Origin of the sequence: Serratia sp. 1D1416 (genome assembly GCF_003641105.1) — a bacterium.
Classification (GTDB): domain Bacteria; phylum Pseudomonadota; class Gammaproteobacteria; order Enterobacterales; family Enterobacteriaceae; genus Serratia; species Serratia ficaria.
The window spans coordinates 3,721,339-3,742,696 of record NZ_CP032738.1 but is presented as its reverse complement, the minus strand read 5'-3'; the positions used below and the strand labels follow the sequence as shown (position 1 = coordinate 3,742,696).

16 protein-coding genes and 1 pseudogene are annotated in these 21,358 nt (G+C 62.0%); 10 read left to right on the top strand and 7 right to left on the bottom strand.

The features are described 5' to 3' along the window. Window positions 1-348: 348 nt before the first annotated feature. The 5 genes from potA (at window position 349) to D7I37_RS18110 (ending at window position 6,272) form a co-directional block, all read left to right on the top strand. Window positions 349-1,464, top strand: a complete 1,116-nt coding sequence (gene potA, locus D7I37_RS18130; RefSeq protein WP_095097115.1) for a spermidine/putrescine ABC transporter ATP-binding protein PotA — start codon at window positions 349-351, stop codon at window positions 1,462-1,464. Next, window positions 1,448-2,308, top strand: a complete 861-nt coding sequence (gene potB / locus D7I37_RS18125; protein ID WP_061800533.1) for a spermidine/putrescine ABC transporter permease PotB — start codon at window positions 1,448-1,450, stop codon at window positions 2,306-2,308. The genes potA and potB overlap by 17 nt, the downstream gene beginning before the upstream one ends. Next, window positions 2,305-3,087 carry a spermidine/putrescine ABC transporter permease PotC gene (gene potC / locus D7I37_RS18120; RefSeq protein ID WP_061800534.1) on the top strand — a complete coding sequence of 261 codons (783 nt, stop codon included), beginning with the start codon at window positions 2,305-2,307 and terminating at the stop codon, window positions 3,085-3,087. The genes potB and potC overlap by 4 nt, the downstream gene beginning before the upstream one ends. Before the next feature lie 217 nt (window positions 3,088-3,304). Further along, window positions 3,305-4,864: a PTS transporter subunit EIIC gene (locus tag D7I37_RS18115; RefSeq protein WP_129544132.1), complete on the top strand. Its 1,560-nt coding sequence runs from the start codon at window positions 3,305-3,307 to the stop codon at window positions 4,862-4,864. A gap of 22 nt (window positions 4,865-4,886) precedes the next feature. Continuing rightward, window positions 4,887-6,272 carry a glycoside hydrolase gene (locus D7I37_RS18110; RefSeq protein WP_061800538.1) on the top strand — a complete coding sequence of 462 codons (1,386 nt, stop codon included), beginning with the start codon at window positions 4,887-4,889 and terminating at the stop codon, window positions 6,270-6,272. 17 nt (window positions 6,273-6,289) lie between these two features. Here the strand turns inward: D7I37_RS18110 and D7I37_RS18105 are convergent, their stop codons facing one another. Further along, entirely contained in the window at window positions 6,290-7,003 is a 714-nt protein-coding gene (locus tag D7I37_RS18105) for a MurR/RpiR family transcriptional regulator (protein ID WP_061800562.1), read from the bottom strand. Window positions 7,004-7,241: 238 nt separating this feature from the next. On the opposite strand from D7I37_RS18105, the gene potD reads away from it, so the two are divergent. After that, window positions 7,242-8,285 (top strand): spermidine/putrescine ABC transporter substrate-binding protein PotD, encoded by a 1,044-nt coding sequence (gene potD, locus D7I37_RS18100; RefSeq protein WP_061800540.1) that lies wholly within the window; start codon window positions 7,242-7,244, stop codon window positions 8,283-8,285. Window positions 8,286-8,334: 49 nt separating this feature from the next. Here the strand turns inward: potD and cobB are convergent, their stop codons facing one another. The 6 genes and pseudogenes from cobB to D7I37_RS18070 form a co-directional block, all read right to left on the bottom strand. Then, the gene (gene cobB, locus D7I37_RS18095; RefSeq protein ID WP_061800542.1) at window positions 8,335-9,171 is read right to left on the bottom strand and encodes a Sir2 family NAD+-dependent deacetylase; all 837 of its coding nucleotides are present in this window, start codon (window positions 9,169-9,171) and stop codon (window positions 8,335-8,337) included. Between the two features lie 79 nt (window positions 9,172-9,250). After that, complete coding sequence (gene nagK / locus D7I37_RS18090) at window positions 9,251-10,168, bottom strand: N-acetylglucosamine kinase (RefSeq protein WP_061800544.1); 918 nt, start codon at window positions 10,166-10,168, stop codon at window positions 9,251-9,253. Between the two features lie 53 nt (window positions 10,169-10,221). Beyond that, the gene (gene lolE / locus D7I37_RS18085; RefSeq protein WP_061800546.1) at window positions 10,222-11,469 is read right to left on the bottom strand and encodes a lipoprotein-releasing ABC transporter permease subunit LolE; all 1,248 of its coding nucleotides are present in this window, start codon (window positions 11,467-11,469) and stop codon (window positions 10,222-10,224) included. Further along, window positions 11,469-12,173: a lipoprotein-releasing ABC transporter ATP-binding protein LolD gene (gene lolD, locus D7I37_RS18080; RefSeq protein ID WP_061800548.1), complete on the bottom strand. Its 705-nt coding sequence runs from the start codon at window positions 12,171-12,173 to the stop codon at window positions 11,469-11,471. Before lolD ends, lolE begins: the two co-directional genes overlap by 1 nt. After that, window positions 12,166-13,368: a lipoprotein-releasing ABC transporter permease subunit LolC gene (lolC, locus tag D7I37_RS18075; RefSeq protein WP_061800550.1), complete on the bottom strand. Its 1,203-nt coding sequence runs from the start codon at window positions 13,366-13,368 to the stop codon at window positions 12,166-12,168. Before lolC ends, lolD begins: the two co-directional genes overlap by 8 nt. A 105-nt stretch (window positions 13,369-13,473) precedes the next feature. Then, window positions 13,474-14,111, bottom strand: a pseudogene (locus D7I37_RS18070) (transcriptional regulator). 87 nt (window positions 14,112-14,198) lie between these two features. On the opposite strand from D7I37_RS18070, the gene D7I37_RS18065 reads away from it, so the two are divergent. The 4 genes from D7I37_RS18065 (at window position 14,199) to dauA (ending at window position 21,356) form a co-directional block, all read left to right on the top strand. After that, the gene (locus D7I37_RS18065) at window positions 14,199-15,182 is read left to right on the top strand and encodes a threo-3-hydroxy-L-aspartate ammonia-lyase (RefSeq protein ID WP_095097096.1); all 984 of its coding nucleotides are present in this window, start codon (window positions 14,199-14,201) and stop codon (window positions 15,180-15,182) included. Between the two features lie 142 nt (window positions 15,183-15,324). Beyond that, window positions 15,325-18,798 carry a transcription-repair coupling factor gene (gene mfd, locus D7I37_RS18060; RefSeq protein WP_129544131.1) on the top strand — a complete coding sequence of 1,158 codons (3,474 nt, stop codon included), beginning with the start codon at window positions 15,325-15,327 and terminating at the stop codon, window positions 18,796-18,798. Between the two features lie 153 nt (window positions 18,799-18,951). Then, complete coding sequence (locus D7I37_RS18055; protein WP_095097091.1) at window positions 18,952-19,437, top strand: heme-degrading domain-containing protein; 486 nt, start codon at window positions 18,952-18,954, stop codon at window positions 19,435-19,437. Between the two features lie 230 nt (window positions 19,438-19,667). Then, window positions 19,668-21,356 carry a C4-dicarboxylic acid transporter DauA gene (gene dauA, locus D7I37_RS18050; RefSeq protein ID WP_095097087.1) on the top strand — a complete coding sequence of 563 codons (1,689 nt, stop codon included), beginning with the start codon at window positions 19,668-19,670 and terminating at the stop codon, window positions 21,354-21,356. The last annotated feature ends 2 nt before the right edge of the window (window positions 21,357-21,358 follow it).

The following is a 21,358-nucleotide window of genomic DNA, read 5'->3' as shown; positions in this document are numbered from 1 at the left end:
CCCTCAGAATATCGCGTTTCATTATGCGGAACCGATCCGGATCAAATATTGAGTCAGGTCATTTTTAACCAGATTTAACGAATATCATTAAAGTCTGTGATGATTTCAGCGGGGGATTAGCTGTCATATTAGGGTCATCTGCCGCTATCATGATGAAAAACGACGCATCTGGGCCGGAACGGCTTTCAATTCCGCGAGTCAACGTCTATCATGCGCGCTCTAAAAATTTCCATTGGCGCAGCTGGTTTTGAGCTTCATTTGATCAACGGGTTAGCCCCGCGAGCTCCGGCAGTCTTTTCCAGTTGCGGTTCTATCTGCATTAGCCCACGGGATAGAGTGACACTATAAATGACTGAGAAATCCTCTCTGACACCCCTCGTTGAACTGCATGCCCTGAGCAAGGGGTTCGACGGCAAAACGATCATTGCCGATCTCGATCTGACGATTAACGACGGCGAATTCCTCACCATTCTCGGCCCTTCCGGCTGTGGCAAGACCACCGTGCTGCGCCTGATCGCCGGTCTGGAAGACGTCGATCGGGGGCGCATCCTGCTCGACGGCCAGGACGTCACCGCCATCCCCGCCGAGCATCGCCACGTCAACACCGTATTCCAGAGCTACGCCCTGTTTCCGCACATGACGGTGTTTGAAAACGTCGCCTTCGGCCTGCGCATGCAAAAAGTTCCGAGCGCCGAACTGACGCCGCGCGTCGAAGAGGCGCTGCGCATGGTGCAGTTGGATCAGTTCGCCCTGCGTCGGCCGGGCCAGCTTTCCGGCGGGCAGCAACAGCGGGTGGCCATCGCCCGCGCGGTGGTCAACAAGCCGAAGGTGCTGCTGCTGGACGAATCGCTGTCGGCGCTGGACTACAAGCTGCGCAAGCAGATGCAGAACGAGCTGAAAGCGTTGCAACGCAAGCTGGGCATCACCTTCGTGTTCGTCACCCACGATCAGGAAGAGGCGCTGACCATGTCGGATCGCATTGTGGTGATGCGCGAAGGCCGCATCGAGCAGGACGGCACGCCGCGTGAAATCTACGAAGAACCGAAGAACCTGTTCGTCGCCAGCTTTATCGGCGAGATCAACATCTTCGACGCCGTGGTGCTGCAGCGCCTCGATCCGCAGCGGGTGCGCGCCGACGTCGAAGGGCGCCAGTGCGATATCTACGCCGAGCTGCCGGTCGAAGCGGGCCAGCGGCTGAAGGTGCTGCTGCGGCCGGAAGACCTGCGGGTAGAGGAAGTCAACGACGGCGAACAGCCGGACGGCCTGATCGGCTACGTGCGCGAGCGCAACTACAAAGGCATGACGCTGGAGTCGGTGGTCGAGTTGGAAAACGGCAAGACGGTGATGGTCAGCGAGTTTTTCAACGAGGACGATCCGGACGTCGACCACTCGCTGGATCAGAAGATGGCGGTGACCTGGGTCGAAAGCTGGGAGGTGGTGCTGGCCGATGAAGAAATCGCGTAAGGTCTTCCAGAATACGGTGATCGTCAGCGTGGTGGCCTGGCTGCTGCTGTTCGTGTTTATGCCGAACCTGATGATCATCGGCACCAGCTTCCTGACGCGCGACGACGCCAACCTGGTGCGGCTGGTGTTCACGCTGGACAACTACAGCCGGCTGTTCGACCCGCTGTACGCCCAGGTGCTGCTGCATTCGCTGAACATGGCGTTGATCGCCACCCTGTGCTGCCTGGCGATCGGTTATCCGTTCGCCTTCATCCTGGCGCGCCTGCCGCAGAAGCTGCGGCCGCTGCTGCTGTTTCTGCTGATTGTGCCCTTCTGGACCAACTCGCTGATCCGCATCTACGGCCTGAAGCTGTTCCTCAGCACCCGCGGCTATCTGAACGACGCGCTGCTGTGGATTGGGCTGATCGATAAACCGCTGCGCATCATGTACACCTCAGAGGCGGTGATCCTCGGGCTGGTGTACATTCTGCTGCCGTTTATGGTGATGCCGCTTTATTCCAGCATCGAAAAGCTCGACAAGTCCTGCCTGGAAGCGGCGCGCGATCTGGGCGCTGGCAAGCTGCAGACCTTTATCCGCATCATCGTGCCGCTGACCATGCCGGGCATTATCGCCGGCTGCCTGCTGGTGGTGCTGCCGGCCATGGGGCTGTTCTTCGTCGCCGATCTGATGGGCGGCGCCAAGAACCTGCTGATCGGCAACGTGATCAAAAGCCAGTTCCTCAATATTCGCGACTGGCCGTTCGGCGCGGCCACCAGCATCTGTCTGACGCTGGTCATGGGCCTGCTGCTGCTGGTCTACTACCGTGCCGCCCGGCTGCTGAACAAGAAGGAGGACCTGGCATGATCGGCCGTCTGCTGCGCGGCGGCTTTATGACGCTGGTATACGCTTACCTGTATATCCCGATCGTCATTCTGATCGTCAACTCCTTCAACGCCTCGCGCTTTGGCATCAGCTGGCGGGGCTTCACCACCCACTGGTACGGTATGCTGTTCAACAACGACAGCCTGCTGCAGGCGGCGGGCCATTCGCTGACCATGGCGGTGCTGTCCGCCACCTTCGCCACGCTGATTGGCTCGCTGACCGCGGTGGCGCTGTATCGCTACCGCTTCCGCGGCAAGCCGTTCGTCAGCGGCATGCTGTTCGTGGTGATGATGTCGCCGGATATCGTGATGGCCATTTCCCTGCTGGTGCTGTTTATGTTGCTGGGGATCTCGCTCGGCTTTTGGTCGCTGCTGTTCTCGCACATCACCTTCTGCCTGCCGTTCGTGGTGGTCACCGTCTATTCGCGGCTGAAAGGCTTCGACGTGAAAATGCTGGAGGCGGCGCGCGATCTCGGCGCCGGCGAAGTCACCATCCTGCGCAAGATAGTCCTGCCGCTGGCGATGCCGGCGGTGGCGGCCGGCTGGCTGCTGAGCTTCACGCTGTCGATGGACGACGTAGTGGTGTCTTCGTTCGTCACCGGCCCCAGCTACGAGATCCTGCCGCTGAAGATCTATTCGATGGTGAAGGTCGGCGTATCGCCGGAGGTCAACGCCCTGGCCACCATACTGTTGTTGCTGTCGCTGGTGCTGGTGATCGCCAGCCAGTGGGTCATGCGCGATCGCGGTCCCAAAGCCGGCTGACGCCGCAGGGCGCTGCGGCGCCCTTTTGCTCCCCCCTTCACGACCGGCACCGGTTGTCATTCGCTGACCACCGGTGCCTATTTCCTCCCGCCAATTGCTTCGCCGGATCTTTCCCCCTATAACTGAATTCAGGCAGGGCTCGCCATTATCACTTTCATCTTTTCAGGGAGCATGATCAGCAACGTCGTATCCACTAAAATATAAAAAAGGAACTGCCATGAAAGGTATTATTGATAATATCTTGAACAAGCTGCAGCTTTTTTCCAAAGCCATGATGGGACCGATATTTTTTCTGCCGGTTATCGGCCTGATACTGGCATTAAGTTCTATTCTCACCAATCCCACGCTGGTTAATGAAAGTTCCGGCATTTTTCATGTCGGAAAAATGATCGGCGATACCTTCTGGCCATTATTCGGCAACCTCGGCCTGATTTTCTGCATCGGCATTACCTACGGATTAGCCAAGGATAAAAAAAGCGAAGCGGCGCTGGTGGCGGTAATGTGCTTTATCATGTTTCTCGGCGCCAACGCCTCTTATCTGCAGCTCAGCGGCCAGGTGGCGCAAAAAATCAACGGCGAACACTACGGCACCGGGCAGACCGAGCTGCTGGGCTTCACCGTGGTGGACATGGGCATCTTCCTCGGCCTGATCCTCGGCGTCACCATCGCCTGGGTGCATAACCGCCTGTGCAACGTCGAGCTGGGCGGCGTGTTCTCGGTGTACGGCGGCGCCAAGCTGGTGCTGATCGCCATGACGCCGGTGATCCTGGTATACGCCATCGCCTTCAGCTACCTGTGGCCGGCCATTTCGCACGGCCTGATCTCGCTGACCGGCTTTATGAAAAGCTCCGGCTCGCTCGGCGTGTTCGTTTACGGCTTCTTCGAGAAATTCCTCATTCTCACCGGGCTGCACCACTTTATCTGGTCGCCGTTCCAGCTCACCAGCATCGGCGGCTCTATCGTGCAGGATGGCCATACCGTCTCCGGCTCGCAGGCGATCTTCCTGGCCTATATGCGCGACCCGGGCATCTCGCCGTTGATGAACGAGGCGCTGCGCTTCTCGCAACAGGGCATGGTGACCATTTTCGGCCTGTCGGGCGCGGCGCTGGCGTTTTACCGCACCGCCAAACCGGAGAAAAAAACGCTGGCCAAGGCGATCCTGATCCCCGCCATCACCACGTCAATTCTGGTGGGCATCACCGAACCTATCGAATTCACCTTCCTGTTTATCTCACCGCTGCTGTGGGTGATCCACGCGGTGCTGACCGCGCTGTCGCAGGTGGCCTGCAACCTGTTCGAGGTGCGCCCCTGGGGCGCCAGCGGCCTGATCGAGTTTTTGGTGTACAACCTGCCGCTGCCGGCCACCCTTACCCGCTGGCCGCTGTACGTGGTGATTGGCCTGGTGCAATTCGCGGTCTATTACCTGGTGTTCAAAACCCTGGTGCTGAAACTCAATTTGAAAACGCCGGGCCGTGAAGACCGGGACGACGTCAAACTGTATTCCAAACAGGATTATCAGAACAGCAAGAACCAACCGAATGAACTGAGCGGCATTATTATTCGCGCCCTCGGCGGCAAGGACAATATCATTTCCGTCGATAACTGCTTTACCCGGCTGCGGGTGGAATTAAAAGACCTGCAACAGGTAGACGAAGCGGCATTAAAAAGCACCGGCGCCAAAGGGGTGGTGAAAAATCGGCGTGAAGTGCAGGTTATTTATGGCGTCACCGTCGGCAAGGTGAAAAATCAGGTTGAGAAGTATTTAGCCACTCTGTGAAATGATTAATGGGAGATATCGAATGAAACTTACCGTATTGGGCGGCGGCGGTGTGCGCTCGCCGTTCCTAGCGAAGTCCATCGCCTATAACGCTCACCGCATCGGCGTTACCGAGGTGGTGTTTATGGACACCGACCAGCACAAGCTGGCGATTTACGGCGCCATCGCCCAGGGGGTGTTCCAGCGCATCCGCGGCGATATCGCCTTCAGCCTGACCAGCGACGCGCGCCAGGCGCTGAGCGGCGCGGATTATATCATCACCACCCTGCGCATCGGCGGCGAGGAAGGCCGCATCCATGACGAACGCATTGCGCTCAACCACCAGGTGCTGGGGCAGGAAACCACCGGCGCCGGCGGCTTCGCCATGGCGCTGCGCTCGATCCCGGCAATCGTCGACTACTGCCGCCTGATCGAGCAGCTGTCGTCGCCGGACGCGGTGCTGTTCAACTTCACCAATCCCTCCGGCATGGTCACCGAGGCTATCATCAAATCCGGCTTCACCCGCCGGGTGTACGGCATCTGCGATGCGCCCAGCGAGTTTATCCGCGAACTGGCCGAGCTGCTGGGCTGCCGCGAAGCGGAGTTGAGCATCGACTGCTTCGGCCTGAATCACCTGTCCTGGTTCCGCAATGCGCGGGTGAATGGCGAACCGGTGACCGACAGGCTGCTGGCGGATCCGCGCCTGTACCGCGACACCTGCATGAAATATTTCTCGCCGGAGCTGGTGACGCTGTCGGATAACCTGATGCTCAACGAGTATCTGTACTACTACTACTACCGCGAGCAGGCGATCGCCGCCATCGTCAGCGCCGGAGAAACCCGCGGCGAGCAGATTGCGGCCATCAACCGACAGATGCTGGCGAGCCTGGCGCAGCTGGACATTCCCCGCCAACTGGAACAGGCCTTCAGCGTCTATTTCAGCCATTACCTGACGCGCGAGAACTCGTATATGCAGCGCGAATCCAGCCAGGGCAAGGTGAAAGAGCGCGAAATGCTGACGCTGCAGCAGTTTATCGAACAGCCGGACAGCGGCGGCTACGCCGGCGTGGCGATCGACATCCTGGAAGCGGTGAACAGCGGCCAGCAAAAACGCGTCGTCGTCTCGATGCAGAACAACGACACGCTGGATTTCCTGCATCCGGAGGACGTGATTGAAATCAGCTGTGAACTGAGCAGCGCCGGGATCCATCCGGTGAAAATGCGCGACATCCCCGATACCCAGAAAAACCTGATCGCCCGGGTGAAGGAGTATGAACGGCTGGCGGTGGCGGCGATTTTAACCGGCGATCGGCAAAAGGCCATCAAGGCGCTGATGGTGCACCCGCTGGTGAACTCCTATTCGCTGGCGAAAACGCTGGTGGAAGAGTACCTGCAGGCCCACCGGCAATATGCCGAACACTGGCGGTAGCGGCGACGGCGCGGCTTTCAGCGGCTGCGCCGTTCAAACCAGGCCTTGATCAGGTTTTCGAATCCCAGCAGGCAGTGGCCGAAGAACGGATTGGGATAATAAATATCGTGGTCATATTTTTGCCGGTCTTCATAAATAAAGCGCATGTCGGCCTGCTGCGCCAGCGGGCTGTCGCCATCGCCGCAGAACGCCGCCAGGCGAATGTCGTTGCGCTTCACCGCCTCCCCCCAGCTCAGCGCCGAGCCGCTGTTGCCCGACTTTGAAATCACGATCACCATATTGAAGCGAAAGCGCGTTTCCCGATCGAGAATGTCGAAATCCGGCCACAGCGACAGGTAGCTGTCGATGCCCAACGTCATAAACTTGTTGTACATGTATTGCGCCACCAGCTGCGAGAAGCCGCTGCCGTGGATCAGAATCTTGCCGTGGTCGAGCAGGTCGAGAAACTGCGCCTGCTGCTGCGCGCTGACCGCCGCAGGCCCCTGCCGCTCCGCCAAATAGGCCGGCGCCATCGCCAGGTTGAACTTGATGAAATACACCAGCTCCAGATAACCGCGGAAACCCAGCTTCTTGGCCAAACGCACCAGCGTGGACGGCGAGCTGTAGCAGCGGGCGGACACCGCTCGGATGCCGTCATCGATGCAGGCGTCCGGATTGTCGAGAATGCAGTTGAGAATGGCCAGGTCCGTCTTGCTGAGATCCGCCTGGCTGAAAACCTGTTTGAAATTCACCGCCACCCCCTGCTTATTCACTAAGATTATGTTTCTCATGCGCGTGCACGGCTGTCCAGCGGGCAGCGATAAAACTGTGACACGCTGTCGGTCGGTAAAATCGCTGATTTGCCAACGGGATAACCGCCTTTACCCGCTGGACCCCGGCACCTATAATGACCTTTTTCTGGGGTATGACGCACCGCGGCAGGCGGCGGCGCATACGGGAACGGCTAAATACTGCTGAAGGATACGCTGCATGAAAAAGTGGTCACATCTGCTCGCAGCCGGGATGGTGGCGCTGAGCATGTGCTCTGCAAACGCCTCTGACGGCAAAACCCTGTACTTCTATAACTGGACTGAATATGTCCCGCCGGGGCTGCTGGAGCAGTTCACCAAGGAAACCGGCATCAAGGTGATTTACTCCACCTACGAATCCAACGAATCCATGTACGCCAAGCTGAAGACCTACAAGGACGGCGCGTACGATCTGGTGGTGCCTTCAACCTACTTTATCGCCAAAATGCGCAAAGAAGGCATGCTGCAAAAGATCGACAAAAGCAAGCTCAGCCATTTCAAAGATCTGGATCCCAACCTGCTGAACAAGCCTTTCGATCCCAACAATGACTATTCGATCCCTTACATCTGGGGCGCGACGGCGATCGGTGTCAACAGCGACGAACTCGACCCGACCACGATCACCTCCTGGGCCAATTTCTGGCAGCCGCAGTACAAGAGCCGCCTGCTGCTGACCGACGACGCGCGCGAAGTGTTCCAGATGGCGCTGCGCAAGCTGGGCTACTCCGGCAACACCACCGATCCCAAACAGATCGAGGCCGCTTACCACGAGCTGCAGAAGCTGATGCCGAACGTGCTGGCCTTCAACTCCGATAACCCGGGCAACCCGTTTATGGAGGGGGAAGTCAATCTGGGGATGGTGTGGAACGGTTCGGCCTTCGTGGCGCGCCAGGCGGGCACCCCGCTGGAGATCGTCTGGCCGAAAGAAGGCGGCATCTTCTGGATGGACAGCCTGGCCATTCCGGCCAATGCGCAGAACGTCGAGGGCGCGCTGAAGCTGATCGACTTCCTGCTGCGGCCCGAAATTGCGGTGCAGGTGGCGGAAACTATCGGTTACCCAACGCCTAACCTGGCGGCGAAAAAGCTGCTGTCGCCGGAGATCGCCAACGACAAATCGCTGTATCCGGACGAGTCGGTGATCAACAACGGGGAATGGCAAAACGACGTCGGCGACGCCAGCACGCTGTATGAAAGCTACTTCCAGAAGCTGAAAGCCGGCCGCTAGGCCCGCTCAGCCGCCGGGGCGCAATCCGCATTGCGCCCCGCCTCACGCCTTATGGCCGATCCGCTCGCGCCACCTTGCCCACCAGGAATTTGTGCACGAAGCGCGGCACCACCTCGCTGGCCGGGCCGTAATGCTTCTCGTCGAACTGACTCTCCACCTGGCTCGGCTCCAGGTTCAGCTCCATGGCGTACGCCCCGCCCAGCCGCGCCTCATGCACGAAACCGGCCGCCGGATAGACGTGGCCGGAGGTGCCGATAGCGACGAAAAAGTCGGCCTTGGCCAACGCCTGATAGATGTCGTCCATGCCCAGCGGCATTTCGCCGAACCACACCACGTGCGGGCGCAGCGGCGCCGGAAACTGACAGCAGTGGCAGCGGTCGTCGACGCCGAGATCTTCCGGCCAGTCGAACACCTGGCCCGAGCTGGTGCAGCGCACCTTGAGCAACTCGCCATGCATGTGCAACACCCGCTTGCTGCCGGCGCGTTCATGCAGGTTATCGATATTCTGCGTGACCAGCAGGAAGTTGTCCCCCAGCCACTCTTCCAGATCCGCCAGCGCGCGGTGAGCGGCGTTGGGCGCGATCTCCGCCGTTTGCAGCTGGCGGCGGCGCGCGTTGTAAAACGCCTGCACCAGCGCCGGGTCGCGCTGATAGCCTTCCGGCGTGGCGACGTCTTCGACCTGGTGCTCTTCCCACAGCCCGTCCGCGGCGCGGAAGGTGCGAATGCCCGATTCGGCCGAAATGCCGGCCCCGGTCAACACCACGACAAACGGCTTTTTCAGCTCGGCCGCCGCCATGGTGTCACGGTGAAAAATGCGTGAACGAAAGCGCTGATGCAGCACATGCTTACTCTTGCGAAACTGGCACAGCCGATGGCGAGTGTGCATTAACTCTCTCCTTACTTGTCCTTGACTGCCCTTCTTGCCTGGCGTTGCCGCGTTGTTGGTCACCCGCCGGCAACGCCAATTAGCTCGGGCGTACCAAATTGAGGAACGCCGCCCCGCGTACGCCGCCGGCATCGCCGTAGCGCGCCTTTTCAATCCGCGGCGGCCTGGCCACCCGCAGCAGGTGCGCCGGCAGGCGCTGCGGCAGCTCGCGGTAGATGGCGTCAAAATTCGACAGCCCGCCGCCGATCACCACCAAATGCGGATCCAGAATGGTCAGCAAATTGCCCAGGCAAATCGCCAACACGGCCATAAAGCGTTCGACGTGAGCCGCCGCCTGCGGCTCACCCGCCTGATAATGCGCAATAATCTGCGTGGCGGGCAAGTGCCGCCCGTAAAAGTGGGCGTACATCCACTCAAAACCGCGGCCCGAAATGTAGTTTTCTATGCAACCCTGGTGGCCGCAACCGCAGGCAACGCGAGGTATGTCACGTCCCAGCACCTCCAGAGCGTCCACCGGCAGGCGGAAATGGCCAAACTCGCCGGCGATATAGTTGCGCCCGGTCAGCGTCTTGCCGTTGACGATCAGCCCGCCGCCCACGCCGGTGCCGAGGATAATGCCCAGCACCGTCGGATAACGGCGAAACTCGTCGTCCCAGGCTTCCGACAGCGCAAAACAGTTGGCGTCGTTGTCTACCCGCACTTCTCTGCCGATCAGTTCGGCCAGGTCGCGCGGCAGCGGCTGCCCCATCGCCGCCGGCACGTTGGCGGTAAACAGCGTGCCGTCATCGTCGTTGGGCAAGCCGGGAATGCCGATGCCCACGCTGCCGCGCCGGCCGCAAAAGGCATCCGCTTCATGGGTCAGATCGCGCAGCGTCGCCAGCAGCTGCGAATAATCCTCGCGCGGCGTCGGCACCCGCTTCTGCCAGATGCGCTGCAGATTTTCGTCAAACACGCCCAGTTCAATCTTGGTGCCGCCCATATCGAAACCGTAGTACATAACCCACCCTCAGGCTAAAAAAAGGGGGCGGCATCTCTGCCTCCCCATTTTGTCTATTGTCCGCTCAACACCCGCGCCGGATCGATGCGGCTGGCGCGCCTGGCGGGATACCAGCTGGCCAACAGGCTGAGCACGATGGCGGTCGCCAGCACGATCGCCACGTCCAGCCAGTGCAGCTCGGAAGGCAGGAAATCGATAAAATAGATGTCGCCCGACAGGAATGAATGCCCAAGCAGCTTTTCGATGCCCTTGATGATGTTGGTCAGCTGCAGCGAGGCGATCACCCCGACCACCACGCCGCTGAGGCTGCCCACCAGCCCGGCCAGCAGGCCATACCAAATGAAGATGGCGCGGATAAAGCCGTCTTTGGCCCCCAGGGTGCGCAGCACCGCGATATCGCCGCTCTTGTCCTTCACCGCCATCACCAGGGTGGAAACGATGTTGAAACAGGCCACGCCGATCACCAGCACCATCGCCAGGTACATGATGGCGCGGATCATCTGGATGTCGCGGTACATGTAGCCGTAGGTGCCGATCCAGCTCTTGATGTAAACGTAGGAATCGGTCACCTCGCCGGCGTCGCGCACCAGCTTGTTGGCGGCGAACACGTCGTTGACCTTGATGGCGATGCCCGTGACGCTGTCACCCATATCGAGATACTGCTGCGCGTCGGCCAGCGGCACCAACGCCAGGCTGTGATCCAGCTGGCCGCTGAGCTGCAGAATGCCGGTCACCTGCAGACGAATGCGCTTCGGCTGCAGCAGCTTCATTTCCGGGTCGCTGTTGGGGATCATCACCGTGACATAGGCGCCCTGCTTGACGCCCAGCGCGTCGGCCACGCCCTTGCCGAGGATCACCTGCTGTTCGCCGGCCTTGAAGTTGGCCCAGGCGTCGCCCTGCACGTACTGCGGCAGCGCGCTGAGCCGGCTTTCCTGCTGCGGGTTAACCCCTTTGACCTGCACCGCACGCAGCTGCGCGCCGTTTTCCATCAGCCCGGTAAAGTTGATGTAAGGCGCTGCGGCCATAATGCCCGGCACCTTTTCCACCCGCTGCAGAATCGACGGCCAACCGTTGAACGGCGGCTTCACCGGTTCGATCTCGCCGTGCGGCACCACCGCCAGAATGCGGTTTTTCAACTCGCGCTCAAAACCGTTCATCGCGCTCAGGCCGACGATCAAGACCGCCACCCCCAGCGCGATGCCGATGGTGGAGATCACCGAAATCAACGACACCATGCCGCCGCGTTTGCGGCCGCGGCTGAAACGCAGGGCCGTCAGGAAGGAAAGTGAGGCTCCCGCCATTACTCGGCCCCCATCAGGGTCAGCTGCGCCTGCAGGTGGCCGTCGGCCATTTCCAACTGGCGGCTCAAACGCTTGGCCAGCTGCAGATCGTGGGTCACCACCAGGAAGGCGGTGCCCTGGCGCACGTTGAGTTCGCCCAGCAGATCGAAGATGCTGTCTGCGGTGCGTTTGTCCAGGTTGCCGGTCGGTTCATCCGCCAGCACCAGCGCCGGGCTGTTGACCAGCGCGCGGGCGATCGCCACGCGCTGGCGCTCGCCGCCGGACAGCTCGGAGGGGCGGTGCTTGCTGCGCTTTTCCAGCCCGACCGCCGCCAACATTTCCATGGCTTTTTCCTGCGCCAGCGCCGGCTTGGTGCCGCCGATCAGCAGCGGCATGGCGGCGTTTTCCAGCGCGGTAAAGTCCGGCAGCAGGTGGTGGAACTGGTAGATGAAGCCCAGCTGGCGGTTGCGCAGCTCGGCCTTGGCCGCCGACGACATGCCGTTCAGCGACTGGCCCTTGAAGATAACCTCGCCGGAGGTCGGCGAATCCAGCCCGCCCAGCAGGTGCAACAGGGTGCTTTTGCCGGAGCCCGAGCTGCCGACGATCGCCATCATCTCGCCCGGCTGCATGGCAAAGCTGACATTGCGCAGCACGTCGGTATGCAGATGGCCTTCCTGATAGGTCTTGCACAGGTTGTCGCACTGCAGCAAAAGATGGTTACTCATAACGTAAAGCCTCAGCGGGTTGTACGGCGGCAGCGCGCCATGAAGGGTAAAGCGTGGACAACAGGGACACCGCCATCGCCACCACGGCGATGATCGTCACCTGAAGCGGGTCGACCGCCACCGGCAGCGAAGCGCCGTCGATCAACGCGCCGAGGATCGGCATCAGGTTATTCAGATTGGTGGCCAGCAGCACGCCGAGCAGCGTGCCGAGCAGTGAACCTATGATGCCGGCGCTGGCGCCCTGCACCATGAATACCGACATGATCTGCCGGCGGGTCAGGCCCTGGGTCTGCAGAATGGCGACCTCGCCCTGCTTCTCCATCACCAGCAGGCCGAGCGAGGTGATGATGTTGAACGCGGCCACCGCCACGATCAGGCTGAGCAACAGCCCCATCATGTTTTTCTCCATGCGCACCGCCTGGAACAGCTCGCCCTTGCGTTCACGCCAGTCTTTCCACTCGGTGCCCTGCGGCAGCGTCTGCTGGCTGAGGGTGTCGACCGTCAGCGGTTGCTGCAGGAACAGGCGCCAACCGGTGATGTTGCCGGCCGGATAGCGCATCAGGCGCGAGGCGTCCTGCTGATTGACCAGCAGCTGATAGCCGTCCACCTCGCTGTTGGCGTGGAAGGTGCCGACGATGGTGAACAGACGCTGGCTGGGAATGCGGCCCATCGGCGTGAACTGGCTGGCGCTGGGCACCATCAGGCGCAGCGAGTCGCCGCGCTTGACGCCGAGCTGGCCCGCCAGCTGCTCGCCGATGATGAGGTTGTACTGGCCCGGCTGCAGCTGCTGCTGTTTGACGTTGACCAGGTAAGGGGTCAGCGGATCGGCTTCGTCCGGGTTGACGCCGAGCATCACGCCGACCGCCACGCTGCGGGCGCTTTGCAGCACCACGTCGCCGGTGGTCAGCGGCGCGACGCGGCTGACGCCCTTCAGCCCCTGCGCGGCCGAGGCCGGCAGCTGCTGCGGATTGATCGACCCCTGCCTGGCGGTGATCAACGCCTGCGGCATCAGGCCGAGAATGTTGTTCTCCAGATCCTTTTCAAAACCGTTCATCACCGAAAGCACGGTGACCAACGCCATCACCCCCAGCGTGATGCCGATGGTGGAAAGCCAGGAAACAAACCGCCCGAAGCGGTCTGAGGCCCGCCCGCGCATGTAGCGCAGGCCAATGAATAACGCGACAGGTTGATACATGAAATCCGTTTTGTTGCCGTAGCTTAAGCAAAGTAGTCTTGGATAATAAAGGCTCTCCCCCGTTTAGGGAACACCCGGCGGCCTTTTATTGCGCCGGGCGCCGCCTCACCCGGCGTCGCGTTTGAGCAGGTTATAGACCGACACCCGCGAAATGCCCAGCGCTTCGGCCGCCATGGTGGCCGCGCCGCGCAGCTGCAGATACCCCTGCCGCTTCAGCTGTTGGATCACCAGCAAGCGCTGTTCCGAAGACAGCGCGCGCGGTTGGGTGGCGTGCGAAGCGGCGAAGGCGTTGATCACCGCCGCGATGTCCGACAGCGAACGAGCGCCCTCAACCGCCTGCGGCGCGCTTTGCACCACCGCCGTCAGCTGCTGCAGGATGGCGGTGACGCTGTTGAAGATAGACACGTCCAGATTGAGGCAAATCGCCGCCACAAAGGCCCCTGGCTGTTGCGCAGGCCGATGGACGTGCTTTTGGCCGGGCGGCCGTCCGGGAAGGCGCTGGCGTAGTTCTGCACCACGTCGGGGAATTCCGGCGAAGCGATGCGTTCCAGCCCCATTTCCGTCGCGGCGTCGCCGATGCGGCGGTTGGACAGATTATTGGCGATGGCGACGATGGCGTGATCCGGCTGGGTCAGGTCGTGCAGCACCACCTCGCACCCCGGGGCGAACATCGCGCCCAGCGCCTGGACAATTTTTTCCGCTTCGCGCAGCAACAGCGCGTTTTCCTGCCTGAGATCGCTCATTGAGTTAACCATTTGACAATAACTTTACAAAGAGTAAATTAAAACTTCGTGACAATCAATTCCCCTTTTCCCCCGCGCGAGGTCGTTATGAGTTCAAGGCTCCATTGCATCACCGCCGCAGATATTTCCACCGCCGCCGAGGTTATTGCCGGGCATGCCGTTCGCACCCCGGTGATGACCTCGCGTCAGGCCGATCATCTCACCGGCGCACGGCTGTTCTTCAAATGCGAGAATTTTCAGCGCGTCGGCGCCTTCAAATTTCGTGGCGCCTATAACGCCATCGCTCAACTGAGCGAGGCGCAGCGGCGCGCCGGAGTGATCGCCTTTTCTTCCGGCAACCATGCGCAGGCGATGGCGCTGGCGGCGCGCGAGCTGGGCGTCAGCGCCACCATCGTGATGCCCGACGACGCCCCGGCCGCCAAGCTGGCGGCGACGCGCGGCTATGGGGCTAACGTGGTTATCTACCGGCGCCACAGTGAAGACCGCGAGGAAATAACCCAACGGCTGGCCGCCGAACGGGGCCTGACGCTGGTGCCGCCCTACGATTACCCGCAGGTGATCGCCGGCCAGGGCACCGCGGCCAAAGAACTGTTCGAAGAGGTCGGGCCGTTGGACGTGCTGCTGGTGTGTACCGGCGGCGGTGGGCTGCTGGCCGGCAGCGCGGTGGCGGCCCGGCACTGGTCGCCGGGGTGCCGCGTGTATGGCGTAGAACCCGCAGCGGGCAACGACGTGCAGCAAGCCTTTTTGCGCGGCGAACCGGTGCGCATTCCGGTGCCGAACACCCTCGCCGACGGCGCGCAAACCCAGCAGGTCGGGCGGCTGACCTTCCCGATTATTCAAGATTGCGTCGAGGGCATTCTGACGGTCAGCGACGCGCAGCTGTGCCGGCAAATGCGCTTCTTTATGGAACGGATGAAAATGGTAGTCGAACCGACCGGCTGCCTGGCGGCCGCGGCGGCGATGAACGCCCTGCTCGATTTGCGCGGTAAAAAGGTCGGCGTCATCGTCAGCGGCGGCAATGTCGACGTAGACAAGATCGGGCAGTACCTGGCTCTGGCCGGCGAAAATTAACGTCGTTAATATCAGGCGAAAAATCAAGGCGTAGCGCTTTTATCTGTGTCAGTTTGGCGGCCGCTGGGCTACTATAACCAGGATAAAGGCGCTTGTTATTTGTGCCGGGGCGAACTCTAACACATTGATTAAAGATACCTGAATGAGCACTTCCGATAGCCGTAACCGTTCCTCATCCCCCCGTTATTCCCTGCCCGAACGCACGGGCGACCTGCGCCAGCTCGGCCAGTTGACCGGCTCGGCCTGCGCCGTGGAGTGCGCAGAGATAGTCGAACGCCATAACGGGCCGGTAATGCTGATTGCCCCGGACATGCAGAATGCCCTGCGGCTGCGCGACGAGATCCAGCAGTTCACCGACCAGATGGTGACCACGCTGTCGGACTGGGAAACCCTGCCGTACGACAGCTTCTCGCCGCATCAGGAAATCATCTCCGCCCGGTTGTCGAGCCTGTATCACCTGCCGACCATGGTGCGCGGCGTGATAATCCTGCCGGTCAATACCCTGATGCAACGCGTCTGCCCGCACGAGTTCCTGCATGGCCACGCGCTGGTGATGAAAAAGGGCCAGCGCCTGTCGCGCGACAAACTGCGCGCCCAGCTGGAACAGGCCGGCTACCGCAGCGTCGATCAGGTGATGGAGCACGGCGAGTTCGCCACCCGCGGCGCGCTGCTCGATCTGTACCCGATGGGCAGCGAAGAGCCCTACCGCATCGACTTCTTCGACGACGAGATCGACAGCCTGCGCACCTTCGACGTCGACACCCAGCGTACGCTGAACGAAGTGGACGCCATCAACCTGCTGCCGGCCCACGAGTTCCCGACCGACAAAAACGCCATCGAGCTGTTCCGCAGCCAGTGGCGCGAGCAGTTCGAGGTGCGGCGCGACGCCGAACACATCTACCAGCAGGTCAGCAAAGGCACCTGGCCGGCCGGCATCGAATACTGGCAGCCGCTGTTCTTCAGCCAGCCGCTGCCGTCGCTGTTCAGCTACCTGCCGGCCAACACCCTGATCGTCAACACCGGCAATCTGGAGAGCGCCGCCGAGCGTTTCTGGCTGGACGTCAACCAGCGTTACGAAAACCGCCGCGTCGATCCGATGCGCCCGCTGCTGGCGCCGGACACCCTGTGGCTGCGCGTCGATGCGCTGTTCGGCGAGCTGAAAGCCTGGCCGCGCATGGCGTTGAAAACCGAAGACCTGCCGACCAGGGCCGGCAACACCAATCTGGACTACCGCACTCTGCCGGATCTGGCGGTGCAGGCGCAGAACAAGGCGCCGCTGGACCACCTGCGCCGTTTTATCGAGGGCTTCGACGGCAGCGTGATTTTCTCGGTCGAAAGCGAGGGCCGGCGCGAAACGCTGCAGGACCTGCTCGGCCGCATCAAGCTCGGCACCTCGCTGATCCAGCATCTGGATCAGGCGCAGCCGGCCGGCCGCTACATGATGGTCGGCGCTGCCGAGCGCGGTTTCCTCGACGGCATGCGCAACCGGGCGTTGATCTGCGAAAGCGATCTGCTGGGCGAGCGCGTCAGCCGCCGCCGGCAGGACAACCGCCGCACCATCAACACCGATACCCTGATCCGCAACCTGGCGGAGCTGCATCCCGGCCAGCCGGTGGTGCACCTGGAGCACGGCGTCGGGCGCTATGTCGGCCTGACCACGCTGGAAGCCGGCGGCATCAAGGCCGAATACCTGATCCTGTCCTACGCCGGTGAAGACAAGCTGTACGTGCCGGTGTCTTCGCTGCACCTGATCAGCCGCTACGCCGGCGGCGCGGATGAAAACGCCCCGCTGCACAAGCTGGGCGGCGACGCCTGGACCCGCGCGCGGCAAAAAGCCGCCGAACGGGTGCGCGACGTGGCGGCCGAATTGCTGGACATCTACGCCCAGCGCGCCGCCAAGACCGGCTTCGCCTTTAAACACGACCGCGAACAGTATCAGCTGTTCTGCCAGACCTTCCCGTTCGAGACCACCCCCGATCAGGAGCAGGCGATCAACGCCGTGCTGAGCGACATGTGCCAACCGCTGGCCATGGATCGCCTGGTGTGCGGCGACGTCGGCTTCGGCAAAACCGAAGTGGCGATGCGCGCCGCCTTCCTGGCGGTGGAAAACGGCAAGCAGGTGGCGGTGCTGGTGCCGACCACCCTGCTGGCCCAGCAGCACTTCGACAACTTCCGCGATCGCTTCGCCACCTGGCCGGTGCGCATCGAGATGATGTCGCGCTTCCGCAGCGCCAAAGAGCAGCAGCAGGTGCTGGACGACGCGGTCGACGGCAAGGTCGACATCATCATCGGCACCCACAAGCTGCTGCAGAGCGATCTGCGCTGGAAAGACCTGGGGCTGCTGATCGTCGATGAAGAACACCGCTTCGGCGTGCGCCACAAGGAACGCATCAAGGCGATGCGCGCCGACGTGGACATCCTGACGCTGACCGCCACGCCGATCCCGCGCACGCTGAACATGGCGATGAGCGGCATGCGCGATCTGTCGATTATCGCCACCCCGCCGGCGCGTCGTTTGGCGGTGAAGACCTTCGTGCGCGAATACGACAGCCTGGTGGTGCGCGAAGCGATCCTGCGCGAGGTGTTGCGCGGCGGGCAGGTCTACTACCTGTACAACGACGTGGAAAACATCGAAAAGGCGGCGCAGAAGCTGGCGGAGCTGGTGCCCGAAGCGCGCATCGCCATCGGCCACGGCCAGATGCGCGAGCGCGATCTGGAACGGGTGATGAACGACTTCCATCACCAGCGTTTCAACGTGCTGGTCTGCACCACCATTATCGAAACCGGCATCGACATTCCCAGCGCCAACACCATCATCATCGAACGCGCCGACCGCTTCGGGCTGGCGCAGCTGCACCAGCTGCGCGGCCGCGTCGGCCGTTCGCACCATCAGGCCTACGCCTATCTGCTGACGCCGAATCCCAAGGCCATGAGCACCGACGCCCACAAGCGGCTGGAGGCCATCGCTTCGCTGGAAGACCTGGGCGCCGGCTTCGCGCTGGCCACCCATGACCTGGAAATCCGCGGCGCCGGCGAACTGCTGGGGGAAGACCAGAGCGGCCAGATGACCACCGTCGGTTTCTCGCTGTATATGGAGCTGCTGGAAAGTGCGGTCGACGCGCTGAAAAACGGCCGCGAGCCATCGCTGGAAGATCTCACCAGCAGCCAGACCGAAGTGGAGCTGCGCATGCCGGCCCTGCTGCCGGACGACTTCATTCCAGACGTCAACACTCGGCTGTCGTTCTATAAGCGCATCGCCAGCGCCAAACGCGACGGCGAGCTGGAAGAGCTGAAGGTGGAGCTGATTGACCGCTTCGGCCTGCTGCCGGATCCGGCGCGCAACCTGCTGCAAAGCGCGGCGCTGCGCCAGCACGCGCAGACGCTGGGCATCAAGCGCATCGAAGGCAACGAACGCGGCGGGTTTATCGAGTTCGGCGACAAGAACCGCGTCGATCCGGGCTATCTGATCGGCCTGCTGCAGAGCAATCCGCAGGTTTATCGCCTGGACGGGCCGAGCAAGCTGAAATTCATGCTCGATCTGACCGATCGGCAGAAACGCCTGAAGTTTGTCGAAGATCTGCTGAGCGCCTTCCGCGAGCATACCCTGGCAATCTGATCCGCCCCCCGGCGGCAACGCCGGGGCACTCCCCGCAGCATATCTGGCCGCGTCGGCCCCCGACGTTGCGGTTCTATCTTATCGCCAAGGCGTCTATCTCCACGCCTGGCGTTCGGGATACTCTTTCGATCGCCAAGATTAACGGGGACCGCCATGACTTTAGACGATGATTTGCGCGCGCTCAGCGAACAGGAAGCGGCGCTGACCTTCAGCCATTTCGACCATACCACCGCCTGGGCGTTGGGCGCGGCGCTCAAAGCCGCCGCGGAGCAGCGCCGCCTGGCGATCGCCATCGAAATCCAACTGGCCGGGCAAACGCTGTTTTATTACGCCATGCCCGGCGCCACGCCGGATATCGCCGACTGGGTGCGGCGCAAACGCAACGTGGTGAAGCATTTCCACAAAAGCTCCTACGCCATCGGCCTGCGGCTGCAGCAGCGGCAATCGACGCTGGAAGAGCGATACGGTCTGAGCGTGCGCGACTATTCGGTGCACGGCGGCGCTTTCCCGCTCAACCTGAGCGGCGTCGGCTGCATCGGCAGCGTCAGCATTTCCGGCGCGCCGCAGCTGGAGGACCACCACCTGCTGGTCAGCACTCTGGCCCAGTTTCTCGGATTATCCTTACCCGCCGTCCACTAAGCGCCAAAAACCACTTTAAATCCCCCGCCACGGCCGCCGGATACGCGGCCTGGCTGGGTAAAATCAAATGCCCGCCATGACAAAACCCGCGCATTTCTTTTCCCGCGCCAATTTGATGCAGGTCTGGTAATCCTTCGGCCAATGGGCGTATGGTATGACCTGACGCGACGCGACGGACCTCATCTGGCCCGCCATTCCTTTCTCTTTTAAAGATTTGGTTTGCACCTTAGATGAAAACGCATGAAATCAACAGAATTCGCCCCTTCAGCGCACTGATCGACGCCTGCTGGCGGGAACCTTATACCCTGCAACGCCTGCTGAAAGACGCCATCGCCGGCGTCACGGTCGGCATCATCGCCATCCCGCTGGCCATGGCGCTGGCGATCGCCAGCGGCGTGCCGCCGCAGTACGGGCTGTACACCGCCGCCGTCGCCGGTATCGTCATCGCCGTCAGCGGCGGCTCGCGCTACAGCGTCTCCGGCCCTACCGCCGCCTTTGTGGTGATCCTCTACCCGGTATCGCAGCAGTTCGGCCTGGCCGGGCTGCTGATCGCCACCCTGCTCTCCGGGCTGTTCCTGGTGATTATGGGGCTGGCGCGCTTTGGCCGGCTGATCGAGTATATTCCGCTGTCGGTCACCCTCGGCTTTACCTCCGGCATCGCCATTACCATCGGCACCATGCAGATCAAGGACTTCTTCGGCCTGCAGCTGGAGCAGGTGCCGGAAAACTACGTCGGCAAGCTGCTGGCCCTGCTGCAGGCATTGCCGACGCTGGACGTCGGCGACACGCTGATCGGCGCCGTCACGCTGCTGATCCTGATTTTCTGGCCGAAACTCGGCCTGCGGGTGCCGGGTCACCTGCCGGCGCTGCTGGCGGGCACCGCGCTGATGGGCGCGCTGGCGCTGTTCGACCACCCGGTGGCGACCATCGGCTCCCGCTTCAGCTACCTGCTGGCCGACGGCGGCCGCGGCCAGGGCATTCCGCCGATCCTGCCGCAGCTGGTCTTGCCCTGGGAACTGCCGGGCGGCGACGGCAAACCCTTTTCGCTGAGCTGGCACACCCTCTCCGCCCTGCTGCCGGCGGCATTCTCGATGGCGATGCTGGGGGCGATTGAATCCCTGCTGTGCGCGGTGGTGCTCGACGGCATGACCGGCAAGAAACACCACTCCAACACCGAGCTTATCGGCCAGGGCGCCGGCAATATCATTGCGCCGTTCTTCGGCGGCATCACCGCCACCGCCGCCATCGCCCGCTCCGCCGCCAACGTGCGCGCCGGCGCCACCTCGCCGGTGTCCGCCGTCATCCATGCGTTGCTGGTGCTGTTGGCGCTGCTGGTGCTGGCGCCCTGGCTGTCTTACCTGCCGCTGGCGGCGATGGCTTCGCTGCTGCTGATGGTGGCCTGGAACATGAGCGAGGCGCATAAGGTGGTGTATCTGCTGCGCCGGGCGCCCAAGGACGACATTCTGGTGATGCTGCTGTGCATGTCGCTGACGGTACTGTTCGATATGGTGATCGCCATTACCGTCGGCATAGTGCTGGCTTCGCTGCTGTTCATGCGGCGCATCGCCCGCATGACCCGGTTGAGCGAGCTGAGCGCCGACCGCGGCCGCCTGGTGCTGCGGGTCAACGGACCGCTGTTCTTCGCCGCCGCCGAACGCATCTTTACCGAGCTGCTGGCGCGCAGCGAAGGGTATCAGGTGATCGTGCTGCAGTGGGATGCGGTGCCGGTGCTGGACGCCGGCGGGCTGAGCGCCCTGCAGCGCTTTATCGACGAGCTGCCGGCCGGCAAGCGGCTGGCGATCACGGATATTCCGTTCCAGCCGCTGAAAACGCTGGCGCGGGCGCGGGTACAGCCGATCGAAGGGAAACTGCACTTTTATCCGACGCTGCCGGAAGCGCTGGCGGCGCTGGACGGTTAAAA